The 24,759-nt window shown below is 70.7% G+C and carries 19 protein-coding genes and 1 riboswitch; of the genes, 7 read left to right on the forward strand and 12 right to left on the reverse strand.

Going from position 1 to position 24,759, the window contains the following annotated elements; genetic code table 11:
* Positions 1-186: 186 nt before the first annotated feature.
* The gene (locus tag ABT092_RS26230) at positions 187-636 is read right to left on the reverse strand and encodes a hypothetical protein (protein ID WP_351248039.1); all 450 of its coding nucleotides are present in this window, start codon (positions 634-636) and stop codon (positions 187-189) included.
* Between the two features lie 94 nt (positions 637-730).
* Here ABT092_RS26230 and ABT092_RS26235 point away from each other — a divergent pair, with 94 nt between their 5' ends.
* On the forward strand, positions 731-1,705 hold the full coding sequence (locus ABT092_RS26235) for a diacylglycerol/lipid kinase family protein (RefSeq protein WP_351248041.1): 975 nt from the start codon (positions 731-733) through the stop codon (positions 1,703-1,705).
* 319 nt (positions 1,706-2,024) lie between these two features.
* Positions 2,025-2,282, forward strand: coding sequence for a WhiB family transcriptional regulator (locus ABT092_RS26240; protein ID WP_007491230.1), 258 nt, complete (start codon positions 2,025-2,027; stop codon positions 2,280-2,282).
* A gap of 291 nt (positions 2,283-2,573) precedes the next feature.
* On the opposite strand, the gene ABT092_RS26245 is transcribed toward ABT092_RS26240, so the two are convergent.
* Positions 2,574-4,793, reverse strand: a complete 2,220-nt coding sequence (locus ABT092_RS26245) for an NADP-dependent isocitrate dehydrogenase (RefSeq protein ID WP_351248044.1) — start codon at positions 4,791-4,793, stop codon at positions 2,574-2,576.
* Positions 4,794-4,938: 145 nt separating this feature from the next.
* Between ABT092_RS26245 and ABT092_RS26250 the strand changes: the two genes are divergently transcribed.
* Positions 4,939-5,733 (forward strand): SDR family oxidoreductase, encoded by a 795-nt coding sequence (locus tag ABT092_RS26250; RefSeq protein WP_351248046.1) that lies wholly within the window; start codon positions 4,939-4,941, stop codon positions 5,731-5,733.
* Here the strand turns inward: ABT092_RS26250 and ABT092_RS26255 are convergent.
* From ABT092_RS26255 to ABT092_RS26265, 3 genes are all read right to left on the reverse strand, one after another.
* Positions 5,724-7,214: a sensor histidine kinase gene (locus tag ABT092_RS26255; protein ID WP_351248095.1), complete on the reverse strand. Its 1,491-nt coding sequence runs from the start codon at positions 7,212-7,214 to the stop codon at positions 5,724-5,726. The two genes, ABT092_RS26250 and ABT092_RS26255, sit on opposite strands and share 10 nt — an antisense overlap.
* 399 nt (positions 7,215-7,613) lie before the next feature.
* Positions 7,614-8,381: a sulfite exporter TauE/SafE family protein gene (locus ABT092_RS26260; RefSeq protein ID WP_351248048.1), complete on the reverse strand. Its 768-nt coding sequence runs from the start codon at positions 8,379-8,381 to the stop codon at positions 7,614-7,616.
* A 135-nt stretch (positions 8,382-8,516) separates the two neighbouring features.
* Positions 8,517-9,590, reverse strand: a complete 1,074-nt coding sequence (locus ABT092_RS26265; RefSeq protein ID WP_351248050.1) for an SIS domain-containing protein — start codon at positions 9,588-9,590, stop codon at positions 8,517-8,519.
* A 230-nt stretch (positions 9,591-9,820) separates the two neighbouring features.
* Between ABT092_RS26265 and nagB the strand changes: the two genes are divergently transcribed.
* Positions 9,821-10,606, forward strand: coding sequence for a glucosamine-6-phosphate deaminase (nagB, locus tag ABT092_RS26270; protein WP_351248097.1), 786 nt, complete (start codon positions 9,821-9,823; stop codon positions 10,604-10,606).
* A 139-nt stretch (positions 10,607-10,745) separates the two neighbouring features.
* Here the strand turns inward: nagB and ABT092_RS26275 are convergent, their stop codons facing one another.
* From ABT092_RS26275 to ABT092_RS26290, 4 genes are all read right to left on the reverse strand, one after another.
* Positions 10,746-12,227, reverse strand: a complete 1,482-nt coding sequence (locus tag ABT092_RS26275; RefSeq protein ID WP_351248052.1) for a glycoside hydrolase family 3 protein — start codon at positions 12,225-12,227, stop codon at positions 10,746-10,748.
* 6 nt (positions 12,228-12,233) lie between these two features.
* Positions 12,234-13,064, reverse strand: coding sequence for a carbohydrate ABC transporter permease (locus ABT092_RS26280; protein ID WP_351248054.1), 831 nt, complete (start codon positions 13,062-13,064; stop codon positions 12,234-12,236).
* Entirely contained in the window at positions 13,061-14,077 is a 1,017-nt protein-coding gene (locus ABT092_RS26285; protein ID WP_351248056.1) for a carbohydrate ABC transporter permease, read from the reverse strand. Before ABT092_RS26285 ends, ABT092_RS26280 begins: the two co-directional genes overlap by 4 nt.
* A 164-nt stretch (positions 14,078-14,241) precedes the next feature.
* The gene (locus tag ABT092_RS26290) at positions 14,242-15,519 is read right to left on the reverse strand and encodes an extracellular solute-binding protein (RefSeq protein ID WP_351248058.1); all 1,278 of its coding nucleotides are present in this window, start codon (positions 15,517-15,519) and stop codon (positions 14,242-14,244) included.
* Positions 15,520-15,822: 303 nt separating this feature from the next.
* Between ABT092_RS26290 and ABT092_RS26295 the strand changes: the two genes are divergently transcribed.
* From ABT092_RS26295 to ABT092_RS26305, 3 genes are all read left to right on the forward strand, one after another.
* Positions 15,823-16,578, forward strand: coding sequence for a GntR family transcriptional regulator (locus ABT092_RS26295; protein WP_445403049.1), 756 nt, complete (start codon positions 15,823-15,825; stop codon positions 16,576-16,578).
* Between the two features lie 529 nt (positions 16,579-17,107).
* Positions 17,108-17,231, forward strand: a riboswitch (cobalamin riboswitch).
* A gap of 138 nt (positions 17,232-17,369) precedes the next feature.
* A complete protein-coding gene (locus tag ABT092_RS26300) occupies positions 17,370-19,829 on the forward strand; it encodes a ribonucleoside-diphosphate reductase subunit alpha (RefSeq protein ID WP_351248063.1) in 2,460 nt (819 codons plus the stop codon).
* Complete coding sequence (locus ABT092_RS26305; protein ID WP_351248065.1) at positions 19,829-20,866, forward strand: ribonucleotide-diphosphate reductase subunit beta; 1,038 nt, start codon at positions 19,829-19,831, stop codon at positions 20,864-20,866. The genes ABT092_RS26300 and ABT092_RS26305 overlap by 1 nt, the downstream gene beginning before the upstream one ends.
* Before the next feature lie 171 nt (positions 20,867-21,037).
* Here the strand turns inward: ABT092_RS26305 and ABT092_RS26310 are convergent, their stop codons facing one another.
* The 3 genes from ABT092_RS26310 to def all read right to left on the reverse strand — a co-directional run bounded on the left by ABT092_RS26310 (position 21,038) and on the right by def (position 24,642).
* The gene (locus tag ABT092_RS26310; protein WP_351248067.1) at positions 21,038-22,411 is read right to left on the reverse strand and encodes a bifunctional albaflavenone monooxygenase/terpene synthase; all 1,374 of its coding nucleotides are present in this window, start codon (positions 22,409-22,411) and stop codon (positions 21,038-21,040) included.
* Positions 22,408-23,550, reverse strand: a complete 1,143-nt coding sequence (gene cyc1, locus ABT092_RS26315) for an epi-isozizaene synthase (RefSeq protein ID WP_351248069.1) — start codon at positions 23,548-23,550, stop codon at positions 22,408-22,410. The genes ABT092_RS26310 and cyc1 overlap by 4 nt, the downstream gene beginning before the upstream one ends.
* A 444-nt stretch (positions 23,551-23,994) precedes the next feature.
* The gene (gene def, locus ABT092_RS26320) at positions 23,995-24,642 is read right to left on the reverse strand and encodes a peptide deformylase (protein WP_351248071.1); all 648 of its coding nucleotides are present in this window, start codon (positions 24,640-24,642) and stop codon (positions 23,995-23,997) included.
* Positions 24,643-24,759: the final 117 nt, after the last annotated feature.

Raw genomic sequence — 24,759 nt, forward strand, 5'->3', positions numbered from 1 at the left:
GGTGTGCGCCGGGGGTTTGCCCGCGGGCGCCCCGGACCGAGTACGGTCCGGGGCGCCGTCGTGCATACCGCGGGTGCTCCGGCGTGCGGGGGCGCAGGCGTGGCGTTCCGGATGGCGCGCAAGCCCGGCGCACTTCTCGGCGAGCGCGCCCCTGGTCGAGGTGCGCGACCGCTCGGGCGCCGTGCGCTACGTCCCGCTGCCGGGAGGCGTGATGCCCAGGGCCTCGGTGGCCTCCACGTTGACCAGGAGGACCAGGGTGGTCACCGCCGCCACCCCGAGGGCGATGCCGCCCGGGATCAGCATGCTGTCGGCCTGGAGCAGGGTCCAGGCCACCGGGAGGGCGACCAACTGGGTCATGAGCGCGGGGCCGCGGCTCCAGCTCCGCAGGGCCAGCAGGCCGCGGGCGGCGATCAGCGGCAGCGCGGCGAGCGCCACCAGCGTCAGCCCGGCCATCGCGGCCTGTCCTGCGCTGCCGGCCCCGGTCAGCCCGCGGACCAGCACGTAGACCCCGCCGACGACGAGTGCGACGCCCTCCAGTCCGGTCAGGGCGGCGGCTGCGGTCAACCGTCCGGGGCGGGGGCCCGCGGGGGCCTCTTCGGGGCGTGCGCCCGGGGCGGACTTCTGCTCAGCACTCACCCCAGCAGAGTAGCCCGCGCCGGGCGGGCGGAGGCCGGGGGCGGCGGCGCCCCGGGGTGCGGGGCGGCCCGCCGCGCTGGGTACCCTGCATGACATGCGCGCACTCCTCGTGGTCAACCCGGCAGCTACCACCACGAGCGCGCGCACGCGTGACGTCCTGATCCACGCGCTGGCGAGCGAGATGAAGCTGGAAGCGGTGACCACCGAGTACCGCGGGCACGCCCGGGACCTGGCGCGGCGGGCGGCCCGGGACGGCGAGGTCGACCTGGTGGTCGCGCTCGGCGGTGACGGCACCGTCAACGAAGTGGTGAACGGCCTCCTCGGGGACGACGAACAGCCGCCCGCCCCGGAGCGCACGCCCCGGCTCGCGGTGGTCCCCGGCGGCTCGACCAATGTCTTCGCGCGGGCCCTCGGCCTGCCGAACGACGCCGTGGAGGCGACGGGCGCGCTGTTGAGCGCGATCGAACAGGGGAGCGAGCGCACGGTGGGGCTGGGTCGCGCCGTCGGCACTCCGGGCAGCGCGGACGAGGCGGTTCCGGGGCGCTGGTTCACTTTCTGTGCCGGCCTGGGATTCGACGCCGGGGTGATCGGACGGGTCGAGCAGCAGCGCGAGTTGGGAAAGCGTTCGACCCACGCGCTGTATCTGCGCCAGGTGTTGCGGCATTTCCTGGGAGCGGACCGCCGACACGGTTCCATCACCTTGGAACAGCCGGGTGGAGAACCAGTGGAAGATCTTCTCGTCTCCATAGTCTGTAATACCGCTCCGTGGACCTACCTCGGCAATCGCCCGGTCTACGCGGCACCGAAGGCATCGTTCGACACCGGACTGGACGTGCTCGGGCTGAGCCGGCTGACGACCCCCGCCGTCGCCCGCTACGCCACGCAATTGGTCACTTCGTCCCCCCAGCGCGGCCCTCACGGCAAGCACGCGACCAGCCTTCACGACCTCCATGAGTTCACCTTGCATTCGAAGGTTCCACTCCCCCTCCAGATGGACGGAGACCACCTGGGACTGCGCACCAGCGTGACGTTCCTAGGCGTAGACCGTGCACTGCGTGTGATTGTGTGAGCGGAACGTGCGAAAGTCCTTGCACTCGAACGTTTAGGCAAGGATCCACCCCATGGAAGTACGGCTGTGACCTAGTCGACACCGAGGAATCAAAAAAAACTTTCCAGAAGGGGTTGTATCCGCAGCTGAGGTTTGCGAGTCTCTACGTGGCGCTCAGGACGGGCCGCACCACCGGCCCCCACCAAGAGCCCGAATCCCTCCTCGAACCCTTGGACCGCCCCGGGTCACTTTCCGGTGTAGGCCCTTCCCGTGTCGAGGGATTCGTGAAAGCGTTCACATTCACAAGCACACTGAAGTAGCACCAAGAGAGGTAGCAGCCATGGACTGGCGTCACAACGCCGTTTGCCGCGAGGAAGACCCCGAGCTGTTCTTCCCCATCGGCAACACCGGTCCCGCGCTGCTGCAGATCGAGGAAGCCAAGGCCGTCTGCCGCCGCTGCCCCGTCATCGAGCAGTGTTTGCAGTGGGCACTCGAGTCCGGCCAGGACTCGGGCGTCTGGGGTGGCCTGAGCGAGGACGAGCGCCGCGCAATGAAGCGCCGCGCCGCCCGCAACCGGGCTCGACAGGCCACCGCCTGACGCCCAGCCACCCGTACGGGCCGTGGCACCGGCGGCGCGCACAGCGCGTGCGCAACTCCCGCCTCCCGAGCCGCAGCGCGTCATCCCGCAGTGTTCTTCCGTCGAGCCCCGGAACCGGCCAGGTTCCGGGGCTCGCGTGATGGTGGCCGTCACGACCCCTTCGGTGGTCGTGGCGGCCACTTCGTCGTGTCCGGCCCCCGCGGTCCGCACGGCGGACGGCCCCGCCGGGCCTGAGCCGGGCGGGGCCGCACGTGGACCTGCTCCCGGGGTGACCCCCCGGGAACGGAACGGTCAGCCGAGGGAGGCGATCGCCTCGTTGAAGGTCTTCGACGGACGCATCACGGCCGCCGCCTTCGCCGGGTCGGGCTGGTAGTAGCCGCCGATGTCGGCCGGCTTGCCCTGGACCGCGATCAGCTCGTCGACGATCGTCTGCTCACCGGCGGTCAGCGCCTCGGCCAGCGGACCGAACGCCTTGGCCAGACCCGCGTCCTCGGTCTGCTTGGCCAGCTCCTGCGCCCAGTACAGCGACAGGTAGAAGTGGCTGCCCCGGTTGTCGATGCCGCCCACGCGGCGGGTCGGCGACTTGTCCTCGTTGAGGAAGGTGGCCGTGGCCCGGTCGAGGGTGTCGGCGAGGACCTGGGCCCGCGCGTTGCCGGCGACCTGCGCCAGGTGCTCGAAGCTGGCCGCGAGGGCGAAGAACTCGCCCAGGCTGTCCCAGCGCAGGTAGTCCTCCTTGACCAGCTGCTGGACGTGCTTGGGGGCGGAGCCGCCGGCGCCCGTCTCGAAGAGGCCGCCGCCCGCCATCAGCGGGACGACCGACAGCATCTTGGCGCTGGTGCCCAGCTCCAGGATCGGGAAGAGGTCGGTCAGGTAGTCGCGCAGCACGTTGCCGGTGACGGAGATGGTGTTCTCGCCGCGGCGGATGCGCTCCACGGAGAGCTTGGTCGCCTCGACCGGGGAGAGCACCCGGATGTCCAGGCCCTCGGTGTCGTGCTCCGGCAGGTACGCGTTGACCTTCTCGATCAGCACGGCGTCGTGGGCGCGGGTCTCGTCCAGCCAGAACACCGCCGGGTCGCCGGTGGCGCGGGCGCGGGTGACGGCGAGCTTGACCCAGTCCCGGACCGGGGCGTCCTTGGTCTGGCAGGCGCGGAAGACGTCGCCGGCGGCGACGGCCTGCTCCAGGACGACGTTGCCCTGCTCGTCGACGAGGCGGACCGTGCCCGCGGTCGCCACCTCGAAGGTCTTGTCGTGGCTGCCGTACTCCTCGGCCTTCTGCGCCATCAGGCCGACGTTGGGCACCGAGCCCATGGTGGCCGGGTCGAAGGCGCCGTTGGCGCGGCAGTCGTCGATGACGACCTGGTAGACGCCGGAGTAGCTGCTGTCGGGCAGCACGGCGAGGGTGTCGGCCTCCTGGCCGTCCGGGCCCCACATGTGGCCGGAGGTGCGGATCATGGCCGGCATGGAGGCGTCGACGATGACGTCGGACGGGACGTGCAGGTTGGTGATGCCCTTGTCGGAGTCGACCATCGCCAGCGCCGGACCCTCGGCGAGCTCCGCGTCGAAGGACGCCTTGATCGCGGCGCCCTCGGGCAGCGTCTCCAGGCCCTTCAGGATGCCGCCCAGGCCGTCGTTGGGGGACAGGCCGGCGGCGGCGAGCGCAGCGCCGTACTGGGCGAAGGTCTTCGGGAAGAAGGCGCGCACGACGTGACCGAAGACGATCGGGTCGGAGACCTTCATCATGGTCGCCTTGAGGTGCACGGAGAACAGCACGCCCTCGGCCTTGGCCCGGGCGACCTGCGCCGTCAGGAACTCGCGCAGCGCGGCGACGCGGAGCACCGAGGCGTCGACGACCTCGCCGGCCAGGACGGGCACCGACTCGCGCAGCACGGTGGTGGCACCGTCCTCGCCCAGCAGCTCGATGCGCAGCGAACCGGCCTCGGCGATCACGGTGGACTTCTCGGTGGAGCGGAAGTCGTTCTCGCCCATGGTCGCGACGTTGGTCTTGGACTCGGGGGTCCAGGCGCCCATGCGGTGCGGGTGGGTCTTGGCGTAGTTCTTCACCGAGGCGGGGGCGCGGCGGTCGGAGTTGCCCTCGCGCAGCACCGGGTTCACGGCGCTGCCCTTGACCTTGTCGTAGCGGGCGCGGATCTCGCGCTCCTCGTCGGTCTTCGGGTCGTCCGGGTAGTCCGGCAGTGCGTAGCCCTGCTGCTGGAGCTCGGCGACGGCCGCCTTCAGCTGCGGGATGGAGGCCGAGATGTTGGGCAGCTTGATGATGTTGGCTTCGGGCTTCTTGGCGAGCGCGCCGAGCTCGGCGAGCGCGTCGTCGATGCGCTGGGACTCTTCGAGGTGCTCGGGGAAGCTGGCGATGATCCGCCCGGCCAGAGAGATGTCACGGCTCTCGACACTGATCCCGGCCGTCGCGGCGTAGGCCCGGACCACCGGCAGGAAGGAGTGCGTCGCCAGGGCCGGAGCCTCGTCAGTGTGGGTGTAGATGATGGTCGAGTCAGTCACCGTTGCTCCCTTTCACGTCTGCATTGTCTCGACATCAAGATATCCCGTGACCGGGCCTCTCTGACACCCACCCCCGGCACGGGAATCGGGGTGCGGCGACAAATCCCTTGCCCTCCGGTCCGGACCCGGGCGACGATCCCGGACCGTGACGCACTTCGATGACGACGAACCGAACGCGACGGGCCGTCCGCCCCGTCCCGTGGCCCTGGTGACCGGGGTGGGCCGCACCGGCGGGATCGGCGCGGGGATCGCCGCCCGGCTGGCCGCGGCGGGGTGGGACCTCGCCTTCACCTACTGGACCCCCTACGACGAGCGCATGCCCTGGGGCGCGGAGCCCGGGGCCGCCGCGGCGGTCACCGCGGAGCTGGCCGCGCACGGGGCGGCCGGCCTCGGCATCCCGGCCGATCTGGCCGACCCGGAGGGGGCCGGGCGGGTCTTCGATGCGGCCGAGGAGCGGTTCGGGCCGGTCACCGCGCTGGTGATGTGCCACTGCGAGTCGGTGGACTCCGGTCTGCTGGACACCACGGTCGAGAGCTTCGACCGGCACTTCGCGGTGAACGCGCGGGCCTCCTGGCTGCTGATCCGCGAGTTCGGGCGGCGGTTCGCGGCGCCGCCGGGAACGGGCCGGATCATCGCTCTGACCAGCGACCACACCGTGGACAACGTCCCCTACGGGGCGAGCAAGGGCGCGCTGGACCGGATCACCCTGGCCGCCGCCCGGGAGTACGCCGCCCTGGGCGTCACCGCCAACGTGGTGAACCCCGGCCCGGTCGACACCGGCTGGATGTCCGAGGAGGTCCGCGCGGAGGTCCTCAGCCGGACCCCGCTCGGCCGGCTGGGCACCCCCGGGGACACCGCCCGGCTGGTGGAGTTCCTCTGCTCGTCCGAGGGGCGGTGGGTCAACGGGCAGCTGCTGCTCAGCAACGGCGGCTACGCCTGACGGGGGTCCCGCCGGAGCTGGTGGGGGCGGACCGGGAGGTCCAGGGTGACCCGGGTGCCGCCCTCCGCAGCCGTGGCCATGTCGAAGGTGCCGCCCAGTTCGCCCTCGACCAGGGTGCGCACGATCTGGAGCCCCAGGTTGCCCGAGCGGTGCGGGTCGAAGCCCTCGGGCAGCCCCACCCCGTCGTCCTGGACGGTGACCAGCAGGCGGGCCTCCTGCACCGATCCGCCGCGGACCGCGGACACCTCGACGGTGCCGGTGTCGAGCGGCCCGAAGCCGTGCTCCAGGGCGTTCTGGAGGACCTCGGTGAGGACCATGGACAGCGGGGTGGCCACCTCCGCGTCGAGGATGCCGAAGCGGCCGGTGCGGCGGCCGGTGACCTTGCCCGGGGAGATTTCCGCGACCATCGCGAGGACCCGGTCGGCGATCTCGTCGAACTCCACCCGCTCGTCGAGGTTCTGGGACAGCGTCTCGTGGACGATCGCGATGGAGCCGACCCGGCGCACCGCCTCCTCCAGCGCCGCCCGGCCGCGCTCGGACTCGATCCGGCGGGCCTGGAGCCGCAGCAGGGCGGCGACCGTCTGGAGGTTGTTCTTCACCCGGTGGTGGATCTCCCGGATGGTGGCGTCCTTGGTGATCAGCTCCCGCTCGCGCCGGCGCAGCTCGGTGACGTCGCGCAGCAGCACCAGGGACCCGATGCGCGGGCCCTTCGGTTTCAGGGGGATCGCCCGGAGCTGGATCACTCCCCCGCTGCCCTCGATCTCGAACTCGCGGGGCGCCCAGCCGCTGGCCATCTTCACCAGGGCCTCGTCCACCGGCCCCCGGGACGGGGCGAGTTCGGCGGTGGTGGTGCCCAGGTGGTGGCCGACCAGGTCGGCGGCGAGCCCCAGCCGGTGGTAGGCGGAGAGGGCGTTGGGCGAGGCGTACTGCACGGCCCCGTCGGCGTCCAGCCGGATCAGCCCGTCGCCGACCCGGGGGGAGGCGTCCATGTCGACCTGCTGGCCGGGGAAGGGGAACGAGCCCGCGGCGATCATCTGCGCCAGGTCCGAGGCGCTCTGGAGGTAGGTGAGTTCGAGTCGGGAGGGGGTGCGGACGGTCAGCAGGTTGGTGTTGCGGGCGATGACGCCCAGCACCCGGCCCTCCCTGCTGACCGGGATGGACTCGACCCGGACCGGGACCTCCTCGCGCCACTCCGGGTCCCCCTCGCGGACGATGCGCCCCTCGTCGAGGGCGACGTCCAGCAGCGGGCGCCGGCCGCGCGGCACCAGGTGGCCCACCATGTCGTCCTGGTACGAGGTGGGCCCGGTGTTGGGCCGCATCTGGGCGACGGAGACGTAGCGGGTGCCGTCCCGGGTGGGTACCCACAGCACGAGGTCGGCGAAGGAGAGGTCGGAGAGCAACTGCCACTCCGACACCAGCAGGTGCAGCCACTCCAGGTCCGTGTCGGACAGGGCGGCGTGCTGGCGGACGAGATCGTTCATGGAGGGCACGGGGCGAGCGTACCTGGCCGGATCACGACGGCCCGGGGACGACGTCGGAAGACGGCCGTGCGGGGCGACGAGCGCAGGGTCACGGAAAGGCCCGCGGGCCACGGTGCCTGGGAGGGACCCTCAACCCTCCCGGCACCGCAGCCCGGAGCAAACCCGGCCGGCGGGTGTGCGGTCCCGGTCGGCCGTTGGGTGAGGAGCCGGTGCAGTCAGGGCAGAGAGCTCCGGTTCCTCGACCGTCCTCCTGTGCGGGGAGAACGGAATGGTGGTCCCGGGGAGTCCCCGGAGGTCCATCGTTTTCCATTCTGGACTAGACCATTCGCGTCTGTCCATGCGTTGGCCCATGTTTGTCGGGCGGGGGTCGACGCTGGCGAGAAGTGATCGCTCCGACGTTCACCGCACGATCAGTTGGACCAGTGCGGCGGTGCCCACGGTCACGATCACCGCGCGGAGCACCGTCGGGCTGATGCGGCGTCCCACCGCGGCCCCGGCCAGGGCGCCGAGCGTGGAGCCCACCGCGATGAGCAGCACGGCCGTCCAGTCGAAGTCGGCGACGAAGAGGAAGAAGACCGCGGCGACCCCGTTGACGATCGCCGCGAGCACGTTCTTGACGGCGTTGAGCCGTTGCAGGGTGTCGTCGATCAGGGAGCCCATCAGCGAGAGGTAGATGATCCCCTGGGCGGCGGTGAAGTAGCCCCCGTAGACGCTGGCCAGTCCCATGCCGACGAGCAGCGGCACCCCGCCCTCCGGGTGCGGACGGGAGCCGGCGCGCTCGTGGCGGCGCTTGACCGCACGGCTGATCCGGGGCTGGAGGACGACCAGCACCAGCGCCATCCCGACCAGGACCGGCACCACCGCCTCGAAGGCCGACTCGGGCAGGGTGAGCAGCAGCGCGGCCCCGATGACCGCGCCGATCCCGGTGACGACCCCCAGGCGCAGCACCCGGGCCCGCTGCCCGGCCAACTCCCGGCGGTAGCCGAAGGCGCCGCTCAGCGCGCCCGGGACCAGGCCGAGGCCGTTGGAGACGGTGGCGGTGACCGGGGACAGGCCGACCGCGAGCAGGACGGGGAAGGTGATGAGGGTGCCGGAGCCCACGACGGCGTTGATGGCGCCGGCGCCCGCTCCGGCGGCGAGGACGGCGACCATCTCCCAGAGCGTCACGGCGTGCCCTCCCCCGGGGTCGGGCGCGGGGCGCGGGGTCTCGTGGGGCGGGCGGGCGGGGACGGCTCGATCATGGGGGCGACGCTATCCGGGGGACGTCCGCCGCCCCGGGGCGCCCCCCCACCGGGGCGGCGGTCAGCGGGTCTCGGTGACCTTGGCGAGGGCGCGCGGGGCGTCCGGGTCCTGGCCGCGGGCGAGGGTGACCTCGTGGGCGAGGAGTTGCAGCGGGATGATCTCCAGGACCGGCTGGAGTTCCTCGGGCACGTCCTCGGTGGGCAGCACGAACCCGGCGGACGCGGCCTCCACCTGGGCCCGCGGGCCGACGACCACCAGGTCGGCGCCCCGGCCCCGCAGCCGGTCGAGGACGGGTTGCAGGGCCTCGCCGCCCTTGCCTGCGGTGACGACGGCGATCACCGGGGAGATGTTGTCGACCATCGCCAGCGGGCCGTGCAGCAGATCGGCGCCCGAGTAGGACAGGGCCGGGATGTAGCTGGTCTCCATGAGCTTGAGGGCGGCCTCCTTGGCGGTGGGGTAGCCGTAGCCGCGGGAGGTGATCACCATGCGTTCGGCGAAGCGGTAGCGGGCGGCCAGCGCCCGGACCTCCGCCTGCCGGTCCAACAGCCGGGCGGCCAACTCCGGCAGGGGCAGTGCGGCGCCCCCGTCCGCGCCGGCGAGGCCCTCCACGAAGAGGTACAGCGTCAGCAGGGAGGCGGTGTACGTCTTGGTGGCGGGCAGGGCGCGTTCGGGGCCGGCCAGGACGTCCAGGTGGAACTCGGAGACCGCCGCGAGGGCGGAGTCCGGGTTGTTGGTGACGGCGAGGGTGAGGGCGCCGGCCTCGCGGGCGGCCCGGGTGGAGGCCACCAGGTCGGGCGAGCCGCCGGACTGGCTGACCGTGATGACGAGGACGTCGCGCAGGTCGGGGCGGGCCCCGTAGGCGGTGGTGGTGGACATCGAGGTGAGCCCGCAGGGCAGTCCGCGCCGGATCTCCAGCAGGTACTTGGCGTACAGCGCGGCGTTGTCGGAGGTGCCGCGGGCGGTGAGCAGGACGAAGCGGGGGCGCCGGGCGGCGATCCGCTCGGCGACCCGTTGCACGGCGGGGGCGCCGGTGTCGAGGACGCGGCGCAGCACGGCGGGCTGTTCCGCCATCTCGCGGGACATGATCCGGCCGGGCCGCTCGCGCTGGGGGTCGGGGACGGGCGTGGCGGTCATGCGGGCTCCCTCCGGCGGGCGGGCTTCCGGGGCGGGTGGGGCCCCCTCCCATTCCACTCCCCCAGCGCCTTGGGCGCCTGTCCACGGGGGTGCGGTGCTCCCCGGCTCCGGCCATGGTCGCGCCGCGGCGCACCCGCTCGCCCCCCGTGTGACCGGGCACTTCTGCTAGATTGGTCTATACCACTATCGTGGTTCCGTCCGTGTTCGTTCTCCAGATCGGCAGGCCCAGCGTGGAAGTTGTGATCGTCCCCGACGCGGCGGCAGGCGGCGAGCTCATCGCCGAGGCCATGGCGGCGCTGCTGCGCCGCAAGCCGGACGCGGTGCTCGGCGTCGCCACCGGTTCCACCCCGCTCCCCGTCTACCGCGCGCTGGAGGCGAAGGTGCGGGCCGGTGCGGTGGAGGTCGGGCGGGCCCGGATAGCCCAGCTCGACGAGTACGTCGGTCTGCCCGCCGACCACCCCGAGTCCTACCGCTCGGTGCTGCGCAAGGAGGTGCTGGAGCCGCTCGGCATCAACGCCGAGGCGTTCCTCGGGCCCGACGGCACCGCCGAGGACGTCGCCGCCGCCTGCGCCTCCTACGAGGCCGCGCTGACCGCCGCCGGGGGCGTGGACCTCCAGTTGCTCGGCATCGGCACCGACGGGCACATCGGCTTCAACGAGCCCTGCTCCTCGCTCGCTTCGCGCACCCGGATCAAGACGCTCACCGAGCAGACCCGCGTCGACAACGCCCGGTTCTTCGACGACGACATCGACCAGGTGCCGCACCACGTGATCACCCAGGGCATCGGGACCATCCTGGACGCCCGCCACCTGGTGCTGCTCGCCACCGGCGCGGGCAAGGCGGAGGCGGTCGCCGCGACCGTCGAGGGTCCGGTGGCCTCGGTGTGCCCCGCCTCGGCGCTGCAACTGCACCCGCACGCCACGGTCGTGGTGGACGAGGCCGCCGCCTCGAAGCTGAAGCTGGCCGACTACTTCCGGCACGCCTACGCCAACAAGCCCGCCTGGCAGGGCATCTGAGCCGCCGGCGGCCTCCCGCACCAAGAGGCGTCGGGCGCCCCCCTCCGAGGGGGGCGCCCGACGCCTCTTTCCGCATCCGGTGCGGAACGTGGAACAGGCCCCCGTGCCGAGCCCCAACTCGGCACGGGGGTCTGGTCTATCAGTGGGTGGCGGTCAGCGCCTCGGCGGCGGCCGTACCGCACACCCGTGCGGCACCGTGGGTGGCCACGTACAGCGAGCCGACCGGGGTCGACCGCGGCACGCCCATCTCCACCACGACCGTGTCCGGCCGGGCGGCGATCAGGGTGCCGAGGGCCTCGCGCATCCACGGGTGGCGGTGCGCGTCGCGGACCACGGCGACGATCCGCCGGTCCCCGGCGGCCTTCAGCGCCGCTTCGCCCGCCGTGTCCCCGGTGAAGCCCTCGCCCTCGGTGCCGGGCAACAGCTTGCGGAGCTCGCCGACGAGGCCCCAGGGGGTCTCGTCGCCGACCGCGATGTTGGCGACCGGCGGGAACGAGGCCACGAACGGCGCCCCGGTGACCGGGCCGGTGTAGCCCTCGCCGCGGGTGACGGTCAGGGCGCGCCGGGCGGCGACCAGGCCGATGTCGGTGCGGGCCTCGGTGGCCCGGGCGGCGGAGGCCGTCCAGGCGGCCAGCGCCCGCACCCGGGCCGCCGCGTCGGCGAGCCGCTCCTCGGCGAGGTCACCGGTGCGCACGGCGGCGACGAGCGCGTCGCGCAGCCGCAGCACGGTGTCCTCGTCGTTGAGCCCGCCGCCCACGCAGATCGCGTCGGCGCCGGCCGCGATGGCCATCACGCTGCCGCGCTCGATGCCGTACGTGCCGGCGATGGCCTGCATCTCCATGCCGTCGGTGACGATCAGGCCGTCGTAGCCGAGCTCCTCGCGCAGCAGACCCGTGAGGATGCGGCGGGAGAGCGTGGCGGGACGCTCGGGGTCGAGCGCCGGCACCAGGATGTGGGCGCTCATCACGGACCGGGAGCCGGCCGCGATGGCCGCGAGGAACGGCGGCAGGTCACGGGCGCGCAGGGTCTCCAGGTCCACGTCGATGCGGGGCAGCGCGTGGTGCGAGTCGACCGCGGTGTCGCCGTGGCCGGGGAAGTGCTTGGTGCACGCGGCGACCCCGGCGGCCTGGAGGCCCTCGACGTAGGCGGCGGTGTGCCGCCCCACCAGGTCGGTGTCGGCCCCGAAGGCCCGCACGCCGATGACCGGGTTGTCGGGGTTGGCGTTGACGTCCGCGGACGGCGCCCAGTTGAGGTTGACCCCACACTCGGCGAGGCGGCGGCCCAGTTCGTGGGCGACCGCACGGGTCAGGTCGACGTCGTCGATCGCCCCGAGGGCGAGGTTGCCCGGGAAGGAGGAGCCGTCCCGCACCTCAAGGCGCGTGACGTCACCGCCCTCCTCGTCGATGGCGACCAGGACGTCGTCCCGCTCGGCCCGCAACTGGGCGGTGAGCGCCGCCAGTTGGTCGGCCGTGTGGATGTTCCGGCCGAACAGTCCGACGGAGGCGAGCCCTTCGCCGAGCCTGCGCAGCAGCCAGTCGGGTGCGCTGGTGCCGGGGAAGCCGGGCTGGAGGACGGTGAGCGCGTCCTTGGTGAGGACGTCGGTGGAAGCAAGCGTCGTCATCGGGTGCTATCCCTTCACTGCGCCTTCGGTGAGGCCGCTGACTGCCTTGCGCTGGAGGAAGACGAACAGGACCAGGACCGGGATGGCGAAGATGGTGGAGGCCGCCATGGTGGCGCCCCAGTCGTCGCCGAAGGTGGTCCGGAAGCTGGTCAGCCAGATCGGCAGGGTCTGGGCTTCGAGGTCCTTGTTGAGGACCAGGATCATCGAGAACTCGTTCCACGCCGTGACGAAGCCGAACAGCGAGGTCGCCATCAGACCGGGGGCCAGCAGCGGGAAGATCACCTTGATGAACGCCTGCGGACGGGTGCAGCCGTCGACCATGGCGGACTCCTCCAACTCCTTGGGCACCGCGGCCACGTAGCCGCGCAGCGTCAGGATGGTGAAGGGCAGCACCATGACCATGTAGAAGATGGTCAGCGGCACCAGGCTGTTCAGCATGTCCGCGTCACGCACGATCAGGTAGATCGCGATGACCATGACCTCCCAGGGCGCCATCTGCGCGATCATGACCGCGAGGATGAAGCCGCGCCGCCCCTTGAACCGCATCCGGGCGAGCGCGAAGGACGCGAAGAGCGCGATGAGCAGGGAGAGGGTGACCGCGATGGTCGTGACCAGCAGGGAGTTGCGCAGCAGCGTCCAGAAGCCCTCGGCCTCGGTCGCGGTCTTGAAGTGCTGGAACGTCGGACTCGTCGGGAACCACATCGGGGTGTCCGTGACGATGTCCTTGGCCTCCTTGAAGGCCGTGGAGAACATCCAGTAGACGGGGAAGACGAAGACCCCGACGAGGAGGGCCGCCGCGGCGTTGGGCCAGATGCGGCCCAGGAAGGAGCTCTTCACAGCTCGTCCTCCTCTTGCTTGAGCACCGTGCGCAGGTAGTAGGAGGTGAGCAGCAGCAGGATCAGGATCGTGAGGATCGAGATCGCCGCGCCCATGCCGAAGTGCTGGTTGCCGAAGCCCTCGATGTACGCGTACACGGGGAGGGTCTCGGTCGAGCGGTTGGGTCCGCCCTGGTTGATGGCGAAGATCTGGGCGAAGGACTTGAACACCCAGATGACTTCGAGGAAGAGCGTGGCCCACAGGAAGGGCTTCAGGAACGGGAAGGTCACCGTCCGGAAGATCTTCCAGGAGTCGGCGCCGTCGAGCGCCGCGGCCTCGTACAGCTCCTTGGGGATGGTGGTGGTGGCCGCGTAGAGGTTGATCGCCACGAACGGGATCGACATCCAGACGATCACCAGCGTCACCACCGCGAAGGTGGAGAACTGGGTGCCGAGCCAGTTGTGGTCGGCCATGCCCTCGAAGCCCAGCTGGACCAGGAGGTAGTTGACGACGCCGAAGCGCTGTGCGAACAGCCACTGGAAGACCGTGGTGGCCGCGATGATCGGCATGGCCCAGGCGAGCACCAGGGCCAGCATCAGCACGACCCGCATCCGCTTGCCCAGACGGGCGAGGAGCAGACCGACCAGGGTGCCGAGCACCATGATCAGGGTGACGTTGGCCACCGTGAAGAAGAACGAACGGAGGACGACGTTCCAGAAGTCGTTGTTGCTCAGCGTCTCCGTGTAGTTCTTGATCCCGTTCCACTCGGTGAGGTGGAGGATCAGTTGCTTGGCGTTGAGGTTCTGGAACGACAGCATGCCGTTCTTCACCAGCGGCCAGCCGAGCAGCACGATGGTGACGATCATCGCCGGCAGCAGCAACAGGTAGGGGATGAGCGAACCACTCTGCCGTGGCCGTCTCTGGCCGCCCCCGTCGTTCCTGGTGGCGCTCCCCGCGCCGCGAGGCGGTGGCGCCTCGCCCTTGTGGACGCCGGACACCCCGCCCGCGTCCGCTTGTTCTGTCTGCACTGACATCGTCGTCGCCGTCTCTTCCTTGGCTGTACGTACTCGATGCTGGTGTCGCCCCGCCGTCGGGGCGCACACCGGTGCGCCCGGAGGCGGCGGGCCGGTCCTCTGTTCAGGTCACCCCGTCGGGTGTCCTACTGGGTCCGGGCCCGCCGCCGCCGGGCGCGGTGGGGTCAGTTCTTCTTGGCGAGACGCTCGTTGATCTCCTTGTCGGCTTCCTTCGCGGCGTCGGCGTGCGACTTACCGTTCAGGACGGCGGTCATGTAGTCCTTGATCGGGTTCGGGACGTTCTCGACCGCGGCCCACTCCGGAATCAGCGGGGTGGTGCCACCGAACGAAGCGCCCTTGGACGCCTCGTCGAGACCAAGGTTCACGCCCTTGATCTTGGGGAGCAGGGACTCCTTGTTCGGCGTGTAGCCCTGGAGCTTGGCGAACGCGATCTGGTGCTCGTCGGCGAACGCGATCTTCAGGAACTCCTTGGCCAGCTCCTGGTTCTTGCTGCCCGCGGGGACCACCAGGTTCGAGCCGCCGAGGAACACGCCCTCGTGCTTGTCGGCCGTGTCGCCCGGGATGGCGAAGTAGCCGATGTCCTTGGCGATGGCCGGGTTGGCCTTGGTGGCGATGCCGGCCTCGGACGGGGTGCCGATGAAGGTCGCGACCTTGCCCTTGGCGAAGACGTCCGCCTGCTGCGGGGTGGCCTCGTCCTTGTCCTTGGGGGCCTTGGAGTAGGAGGCGTACTTCTTGTACAGCTCCATGGCCTCGCCGACCTTCGGGTCGGACAGGTTGGAGACGTACTTGTCGCCTTCCTTCTTCACCAGGTCGGCACCCTTGCCGATGGTCAGACCGTCGAAGAAGTACCAGTTCTGACCGGCCATGTACATCGGCTCGGCCTTGGTCTTCTCCTTGATGGTGTCGAGCGCCTTGAAGAACTCGTCACGCGTCTTGGGCGTGTCCTTCAGACCGGCCTCGGCCCAGATCTTCTTGTTGTAGAGGACCACGCGGTTGGTGACGTACCAGGGCGCGGCGTACTGCTTGCCGTTGTAGATGGCCGACTGGTTGAGCGCCGGGGTCCAGTCTGCACCGATCTCGCTCTTCAGGTCGCCCAGCTCGGCGAGGCCCTCGGTGGCGGCGTAGGCGGGGGTCTGGGTGTTGCCGACCTCGATGACGTCCGGCGGCGTGGACTCGGAGAGCGCGGTGGTGATCTTCTGCTGGATGCCGTTCCAGACCTGGGTCTCGAACTTGACCTTCGCACCGGTCTTCTTCTCGAAGTCGGCCGCGACGGCCGACTTCCAGGCGTCCGGCGTCGACCCGTCCATGGACCAGACGGTGATCGTCCCGCCCTTCTTCGAGTCGCCGGAGCCCTTCTTGTCCTCGTCCTTGTCGCTGCCGCACGCCGCGACCGAGAACACCATGCCCGCGACACCGATGGCCGCAATGAGCTTGCGCTTCACGTCACCCTCCTCAGGATGCCTACCCCCCACACCCACAGCGAATGACTACGCGAGAAACTGCACGTGGGACTGGGACCTGGCCTTTAATGGTGTAGACCAGTACCCGGAGCTTGGCCTAGACCTTTAGGGGTGTCAAGGGTGTATAAGAAGGGCTGTCACGTCCGTTATCGGACCGACACCTGAGGGGGCTCGGCTCACTCCGGGCACGCCGTGTCACGATGTGAGCCGCTACAGACGGAGGAGCCGGTGGCGGCAGCAGCACGACAGCCGGAAAGGCGGACGATGGCCAGCGAGGTTACCCGGATGGGTACGTCCGCGGCGACGGAAACGGCAACCACGGGCCGCACCGCACGCGTGCCGAAGTACTACCGGCTGAAGAAACACCTGCTCGACATGACCGACACGCTGGCACCGGGTAGCCCGGTCCCACCGGAGCGGACACTCGCCGCAGAGTTCGACACCTCGCGCACCACGGTACGCCAGGCGCTCCAGGAACTGGTGGTCGAGGGTCGACTGGAGCGCATCCAGGGCAAGGGGACCTTCGTCGCCAAGCCCAAGGTGGCGCAGGCGCTCCAGCTCACCTCCTACACCGAGGACATGCGGGCCCAGGGGCTGGAGCCCACCTCCCAGCTGCTCGACGTCGGGTACGTCACCGCCGACGACCGGCTCGCGGAGCTGCTCGACATCACGGCCGGCGGACGGGTGCTGAGGATCGAGCGGCTCCGGCTGGCCAGCGGCGAGCCGATGGCCATCGAGACCACGCACCTGTCCGCCAAGCGCTTCCCCGCGCTGCGCCGGTCCCTGGTCAAGTACACCTCCCTGTACACGGCGTTGGCCGAGGTCTACGGCATCCACCTGGCCGAGGCCGAGGAGACCATCGAGACCTCGCTCGCCACCCCGCGCGAAGCCGGCCTGCTCAGCACGGACGTGGGCCTGCCGATGCTGATGCTCTCCCGCCACTCCGTGGACGGCGAGGGACGCCCCGTGGAGTGGGTGCGCTCGGTCTACCGCGGCGACCGCTACAAGTTCGTGGCCCGCCTCAAGCGCCCCCAGGACTGACCCCGCGCACCCCGGTGCCCCGGCGGGCCGTTTCCGGCCCCGCCGGGGCACCGGCGCGTCCGCTCCGGAGCACCGGAGGAACGGGACGGACGGGCCTCTTCGGGCACCCGACACCCCTCCCCCTCCTGTCCCAGGAACCTCGCACCACAGGCTGGACGACGGCCCGTCGAATGGCGTAGGGCCGACCACGAACCCCGGTTGCGGGGATGTTGTCTGGACCTCTGTCGCCACTTTCAGACCGCCCCCGACCACTCACCCAGCGTGACCACCACGGGAATCCGACCGGCAGACGGGCGGACCCGCGAGGCGGCGCCACGGCGCACCGCGGCGCACCCGCCACCGCCGGACACCGCGCACCCGGCGAGCGCCCCTCCCCGCCCCCGCCACGCCCCGCGAGCGGCCCCGACGGCCGCGCCCCGGGGCCGTGTTCGAGCCGTGCCGCACCGCCCCGAGGGCCCTCGCCACCTACGTGCCGTGCGCCACACAGACACAAGATGTGGGCTCAGCATCGGGACCCGACACAAGATGTATGCTCGTGCTCGCCGCCACCCCAGGGGAATCCGGTGCGAATCCGGAACTGTCCCGCAACGGTGTATTCGGTGTGCTTTCGCACACCCAGCAGTCCGATGACCTGCTGGTGGCGCACCCGTTCCGACCGGTCCGGGTGGAGATGAGACGTCCGGGCCTCGTGGACTGGGCCGGTGGACGCGGCGGACCGCCTTCGGCGGGCACGTCCGCGTGCCCGCGCCCGCTTCCCCGTCAGGCCCGTGCCGAGCGAGGGAGAGCTTCACGTGACGATCGCGCCAGCCGATCCGGCGTCAACCGTCGATCGGGCTCCTGCGAACGAGCGGTCCGCAGACCAAGGCGCCCCGGGGAACCGGGCCGAGCAGACCGACGGCCCCGGGACCGCGCTGCTGCGGACCCTGACCGACCTCACCGCCGACCTCACCGACGCCGACCCCGGCCGGGTCGCCGCCGCCGCGCTGCGCGGCCGGTCCGCCCGCGCCGACGAGGCCGAACTGCGCGAACTCGCCACCGAGGCCGCCGCCGGACTCATCTCCGAGGACCCCGCCTACTCCCGGCTCGCCGCCCGGCTGCTCACCCTCTCCATCGCCGCCGAAGCCGCCTCGCAGGGGGTGCGCACCTTCACCGAGTCGGTCGCCACCGGCCACCGCGAGGGGCTCATCGCCGACCGGACCGCGGACTTCGTCGCCCGGCACGCCGAGCGCCTGGACGCCCTGGTCGACCCGGACGCCGACGACCGCTTCGGCTACTTCGGACTGCGCACCCTGCACAGCCGCTACCTGCTGCGCCACCCGCACACCCGCAAGGTGGTCGAGACCCCCCAGCACTTCCTGCTGCGCGTGGGCTGCGGGCTCGCCGAGGACGACAGCAGCCGCGCGGTGGACGAGGTCGCGGCGCTCTACGGCCTGATGAGCCGCCTCGACTACCTGCCCTCCTCGCCGACGCTGTTCAACTCCGGCACCCGGCACCCGCAGATGTCCTCCTGCTACCTGCTGGACTCCCCCAAGGACGAGCTGGACTCCCTCTACGACCGCTACCACCAGGTGGCCCGGCTGTCGAAGCACGCCGGCGGCATCGGCCTGTCGTACTCCCGCGTCCGTTCGCGCGGTTCGCTGATCCGCGGCACCAACGGCCACTCCAACGGCATCGTGCCCTTCCTCAAGACCCTGGACGCCTCGGTGGCCGCGGTCAACCAGGGCGGACGGCGCAAGGGCGCGGCGGCGGTCTACCTGGAGACCTGGCACTCCGACATCGAGGAGTTCCTGGAGCTGCGGGACAACACCGGCGAGGACGCCCGGCGCACCCACAACCTCAACCTGGCGCACTGGGTGCCCGACGAGTTCATGCGGCGGGTCGCCGAGGACGGCCAGTGGTCGTTGTTCTCCCCCTCCGACGTGCCCGAGCTGGTCGACCTGTGGGGTGACGCGTTCGACACCGCCTACCGCGCGGCGGAGGCCGCGGGGCTGGCCCGCAAGACCATGCCGGCGCGGGACCTGTACGGCCGCATGATGCGCACCCTCGCCCAGACCGGCAACGGCTGGATGACGTTCAAGGACGCCTCCAACCGCACCGCCAACCAGACCGCGGAGCCCGGCCACACCGTCCACTCCTCCAACCTCTGCACGGAGATCCTGGAGGTCACGGACGACGGCGAGACCGCGGTGTGCAACCTCGGCTCGGTCAACCTGGGCGCGTTCGTCGTGGGCGCCCCGGGCACCCCGGCCGACCAGGCCATCGACTGGGAGCGGCTGGACGCCACCGTGCGCACCGCGGTGACCTTCCTCGACCGGGTCGTGGACATCAACTTCTACCCGACCGAGCAGGCCGGCCGCTCCAACTCCCGCTGGCGGCCGGTGGGTCTGGGGGCCATGGGCCTCCAGGACGTGTTCTTCCGGCTGCGGCTGCCCTTCGACTCCGCCGAGGCCCACGCCCTGTCGACCCGGCTCGCCGAGCGGATCATGCTGACCGCCTACGAGGCGTCCGCCGACCTCGCCGAGCGCGCCGGCACCTTCCCCGCCTGGGAGAAGACCCGCACCGCCCGCGGCGTGCTGCACCCCGACCACTACGGGGTCGAACTGCACTGGCCCGAGCGGTGGGCGAAGCTGCGCGAGCGGATCGCCACCACCGGGATGCGCAACTCGCTGCTGCTGGCGATCGCCCCGACCGCCACCATCGCCTCCATCGCCGGCGTCTACGAGTGCATCGAGCCGCAGGTGTCCAACCTGTTCAAGCGCGAGACGCTCAGCGGGGAGTTCCTCCAGGTCAACTCGTACCTGGTGCGCGACCTGAAGGACCTCGGCGTGTGGGACGCCCGGACCCGGGAGGCGCTGCGCGAGGCCAGCGGCTCGGTGCAGGACTTCCCGTGGGTCCCCGAGGAGGTGCGGGCGCTGTACCGCACCGCGTGGGAGATCCCGCAGCGCGGCCTGATCGACATGGCCGCCGCCCGCACCCCGTTCCTGGACCAGTCGCAGTCGCTGAACCTGTTCTTGGAGACGCCGACCATCGGCAAGCTCAGCTCGATGTACGCCTACGCGTGGAAGTCGGGCCTGAAGACCACGTACTACCTGCGGTCCCGTCCGGCCACCCGGATCGCCCGCGCGGCCGGTGCCCCGGTCGCCGAGCCCACCGCGTCCCCCTCCCCCCTCCCCGTGCAGCAGGACGCGCCGGACGCCGACGCGATCGCCTGCTCCCTGGAGAACCCCGAGTCCTGCGAGGCGTGCCAGTAATGACGATCCCCACCCAGTCCGCCGGCGGCGGGCGGGTCCAGAACCTGCTGGACCCCGGCTTCGAGCTGACGCTGCGTCCGATGCGCTACCCGGACTTCTACGAGCGCTACCGCGACGCCATCAAGAACACCTGGACCGTCGAGGAGGTCGACCTCCACTCGGACGTCGCCGACCTGGCCAAGCTGAGCCCGGGCGAGCAGCACATGATCGGGCGCCTGGTGGCGTTCTTCGCGACGGGCGACTCGATCGTCGCGAACAACCTGGTCCTGACGCTGTACAAGCACATCAACTCCCCCGAGGCGCGGCTGTACCTGTCGCGGCAGCTCTTCGAGGAGGCGGTGCACGTCCAGTTCTACCTGACGCTGCTGGACACCTACCTGCCCGATCCGGAGGACCGGGCCGCCGCCTTCGCCGCGGTGGAGAACATCCCCTCCATCCGGGAGAAGGCCGAGTTCTGCTTCCGCTGGATGGACTCGGTGGAGAAGCTGGACCGGCTGGAGACCCAGGCCGACCGCCGCCGGTTCCTGCTCAACCTGATCTGCTTCGCCGCCTGTATCGAGGGCCTCTTCTTCTACGGGGCGTTCGCCTACGTCTACTGGTTCCGCTCCCGCGGTCTGCTGCACGGCCTCGCCACCGGCACCAACTGGGTGTTCCGGGACGAGACGATGCACATGAACTTCGCCTTCGAGGTCGTCGACACGGTCCGCAAGGAGGAGCCGGAGCTGTTCGACGACGCCCTCCAGCAGCAGGTCACCGACATGCTGAAGGAGGCGGTCGAGGCGGAGCTCCAGTTCGGTCGCGACCTGTGCGGGGACGGCCTGCCGGGGATGAACACCGAGTCGATGCGGCAGTACCTGGAGTGCGTGGCCGACCAGCGCCTCCAGCGGCTGGGCTTCGCCCCGATCTACGGCTCGGAGAACCCGTTCGCGTTCATGGAGCTCCAGGGCGTCCAGGAGCTGACGAACTTCTTCGAGCGCCGCCCCTCCGCCTACCAGGTGGCGGTGGAGGGCACCGTCGGCTTCGACGACGACTTCTGACGGCCCTCCCGTCCGGTCCTCGGCCCGGTCGCCCCTCGGGGTGGCCGGGCCGCGGTGCCGCCGGGCGGGGCGTCCCGTCGAACGGGGCGCGGGCCGCGCGGCGTCCGGCCCCGGTGGCCGGCCCGGGACCCGGCCGGCCACCGGCCCACTCACGGCCGGCGGGGCGGGGGTTCAGGACCCGCTCAGCGGAACCGCGCGCACCTTCAGTCGGCGCGGCTGGAGCGTGATGCCGATGCGGGGCTCCGCGTCGGTCTCACGGAGCGCGACGAAACGCCATCGCGGGGCGATGGTGGCCAGGACGATCGCCATCTCGGCCATGCTGAAGTGGTCGCCGGGGCACTTGCGGTTGCCGGTGCCGAACGGCATCATCGCCCGCCGGCCCGCTTCGGGGGTCCGCTCGGGGAGCCAACGGTCCGGGTCGAACTCCAGGTGCCGGACGAAGGCCCGCGGATCGCGTTGCATCGCATACGGGCTGTACACGATGTCCGCACCGGCCGGAATGCGATAGCCACCGAGTGTGGAATCGGCCACCGCGCGCCGGGTCAATATCCACACGGCGGGGCGCACCCGCATCGCCTCGGTGATGACATTCCGGGTGTGCGACAGGCGGGGCAGATCGCCGAAATCGACCGGCCGGCCTTCGGTGACCTCCCGGACCTCGGTGCGGATTCGGCTTTCCTCCGCGGGGTGTTCGGCCAACAGTTGAAAGGTCCACATCAGCGTCGAGGCGACGTTTTCCGCTCCCGCCACGAGGAGCGAAACGGTCTGGTCGTGAACCTCTTGTTCGGTGAGGGCTTCACCGTTCTCGTCCTTTGCCGCCAACAAAGCGGTCAGCAAGTCCTCGCGGTCCATGGCCGATTCGCGCCGCTCCGCGATGATCTCGTCGACCAGTCGGTGGAGATCGGCCAATGCGTCCTCGAACCGACGGTGGGCCGGAAGGGGGATGCGGTAGAACGGCCCGGCCGACAGGACCATCCGGCGGTACAGCCCGCCGAAGACGGTGTGCAGCGATCCGCTGAGCCGCTCCGCCCGTTCGTCGATCGAGTCCACGTGCATCAGCGAGCGGGCCACGATCCGCACCGCGACCCGGAACACCTCCTCCCCGAGGTCGACGGTGGCGCCGGGCCGCCACCGCCCCGCCATCGCCCGGGCCTCCTCCTCCATCACCCGGGCGTGCTCGGCGATCCGGTCGATGCGGAAGGCGGGTTGGATCATCCGTCGCTGCCGTCGATGGACCCGTCCGTTGCTGGTGGCCACGCCCTTGCCGATGAGGAGCTCCATGGTGTCCCACAGCGGACCGCCGACCGCGAAGTCGGGGCTCTTCAGGAGCGTGGCGACGAGCGCCGGGTCGCACACCGCGTACGCCTGGCGCGGACCGAGCCGGATGCGCACCAGGTCCCCGCTGGCGCGCAGTCCGGAGAGGAAGCCCAGCGGGTCGCGCACCAGGTTCCAGGCGTGCCCGAGCAGGGGTGCGCCGCCCTTGGCGAAGGGAGGTGCGGCCGGCACCGTGCGCCGGCGTTCCGCGGTGGCGCGGCGGTCGGTCATCGGGAACCCCCCTTGCGCTTGGCCCGCTTGACCCGCTTCGACCGCTCGGGGCGGGGGGCGCAGGCCGCCGGTTGGTCGTTGACGTAAGGGGGCGTGGAGCGGTCGGCCCAACTGTCGACCTGGTAGCGCCCCGACTCGTGGTGGAACCAGTACACCGAGCTGATCCAGTTCCGCATGTTCGACACACTGAGTTCCACGGCGTCCGCCAGGGGTTCACCGCGCCAGGTGCCGTCCCTCAGTTCCCGCACCAGAACGTTCACCTCCTTTTCGGCTTCGATGAAATCCGTCACGCAGTCGCCGACCCTTCTCCGAACTTCAGTCACCGCGTCCTCCAGGGTCATCCCCTCATGTCGGATGAGGCTGATCCCGAGGTTGTGGTGTTCGTCCCCCGCGATTTCCTTGGGCAAGGAGCAGAGGTCGTTGTACCAGGCGGCGAAGTCCTGGCAGGAAAGTCCGGCCCGGCGATAGGCCGGATGTTCTCGAATGTGCTGCGGTATCTCGTAGCGTGCTGTTGGTTCCAGGAGGTCCAGCCAGATCCAATGGGCGAAAGTGAGGCGTCGGAGTTCCAGGTATTCGGCAACCTCAGGGACCCGTCCGGTCATGCGGTTTCGGAATTCGGCGTCGTACGCCTCGATCACTTCGTGGAAATGCCCGGCGAAACGCGCGTTCCACCGCTCGCCCAGGAAGGAGTACAGGCGGACCATGCTGTCGGCAAAGGCCGCGACCAATGCGTCCGGGTGGCTCAGGTGGTGCCAGGGTGCGTCCAGGGCCACGTGCAGTTGGTCGCGGAGCCGGGTCCAGGCGGCGCTGCGCCGGTGGACCACGTCCCGGTCGTGGCGGTCGTCCCAGACGAAGAACCACGCACTGTAATCGGCAATTGCCTGGAGCACATCCACGGGCGCACCGAGGTAGTACCCGGCCATGAGATCGGTGTAGCGCAACCCGTCCGCATACCGCGCGACCTTCTCCGGCGGCATCAGCTCCTTTTCCAGAAGCCAGGTGCGCGTGGCGGCTTGGAGATCCGGCCAATGCGGGTGCAGCTGCCGAGGAAACCGTTCCTCGATCAGCGGAAGTGCCAGTGCTGGCGGAACAGCGATCTGCGTCTGTGTCGACGTAGCGCTGTGGAAGAAAGCAGGCACGAACGTCCCCTCTCAGTCGGCCTTGCCACACGGTAGGGCGCACTATCGTGCTCCGCACCGCGCCGTCGCGCATCCCCGCGCACTTTCCATTCAGCACCACGACCGACCGGGGTGGGAACAGACTTACTCCGTTCCCCCTCCCAAGCTGCCGAGAACATCCCCATACGTGACTGAATTTGGATCGCACGTGACCCTGGCGCTAAGGGGCGCATGACGGCGCACAAGCACGGCGCCCGGCGGGAGCGTATCCCGGCCGGACGCCGTTGGTGCGCGATCATTGCGCAGTCATATGAGCCCATCACCAGGCTTGGGAGTTCCCCCGAAACCCTGGAGCCCCTTTAATCACAAGGGAAGACGGGCGGGCACGCCTCCGTGCGAGGACCTCATCGGTCCGAGGGCACGGGCCGGCTCATCCCTCGTTCGAGTGACGCCCCCCGTAGACGATCAGGGGTTGGCCACCACGGGGTAGCGGGGGGTGCCCTCCTCCATCTGGCGCAGCGCGTCCTTACGGTCCCGCTTGGACAGACGGTCGATGTAGAGGTGGCCGTAGAGGTGGTCCGTCTCGTGCTGGAGGCACCGGGCGAAGTAGCCGTGCCCACGGACGGTCACGGGGTGCCCCGTCTCGTCCTGTCCGGTCACCACCGCGTAGTCCGGGCGGGCCAGTTCGGCGTAGGCCGTCGGCACCGAGAGGCACCCCTCGTTGGAGCTGTCGAGCACCCGCTGGTCCGCCGGCAGTTCCCGGAGCACCGGGTTGCACACCACGCCCACGTGCCGGGTGCCCTCGTCGTCCATGCAGTCGTACACGAAGACCTTGAGGTCCACGCCGATCTGGTTGGCGGCGAGGCCCACGCCCTCCGCGGTGCGCTGGCTGGCGAACATGTCGTCCACGAGCCGGGCCAGCTCGTCGTCGAAGGCCGTGACGTCCTTGCACTCCCTGTGCAGCACCGGATTGCCCACCACCGTGATCGGACGGGACGTGCCCCGCTCGCGGTAGGCCGCCTCGCGCTCCGCGCACTGCGCCGTGTCGATGACGAAACCCTCGTCGTCCACGGGGAGCACTCCGCCGTGTTGCTGCTCGTCCTGCTGGGACATGTCCGCCGTACGCCTTCCTCGGTGTCTCAAAGGCCCGGCGCCGGTCCACCCGGGACACCCCCCGGCGGGACGTCCGGAACCGGGCGACTGCCGGCACCCACCCTACGGCGCCCCACG

This window comes from Streptomyces sp. NPDC002490, assembly GCF_040296045.1.
Taxonomy (GTDB): domain Bacteria; phylum Actinomycetota; class Actinomycetes; order Streptomycetales; family Streptomycetaceae; genus Streptomyces.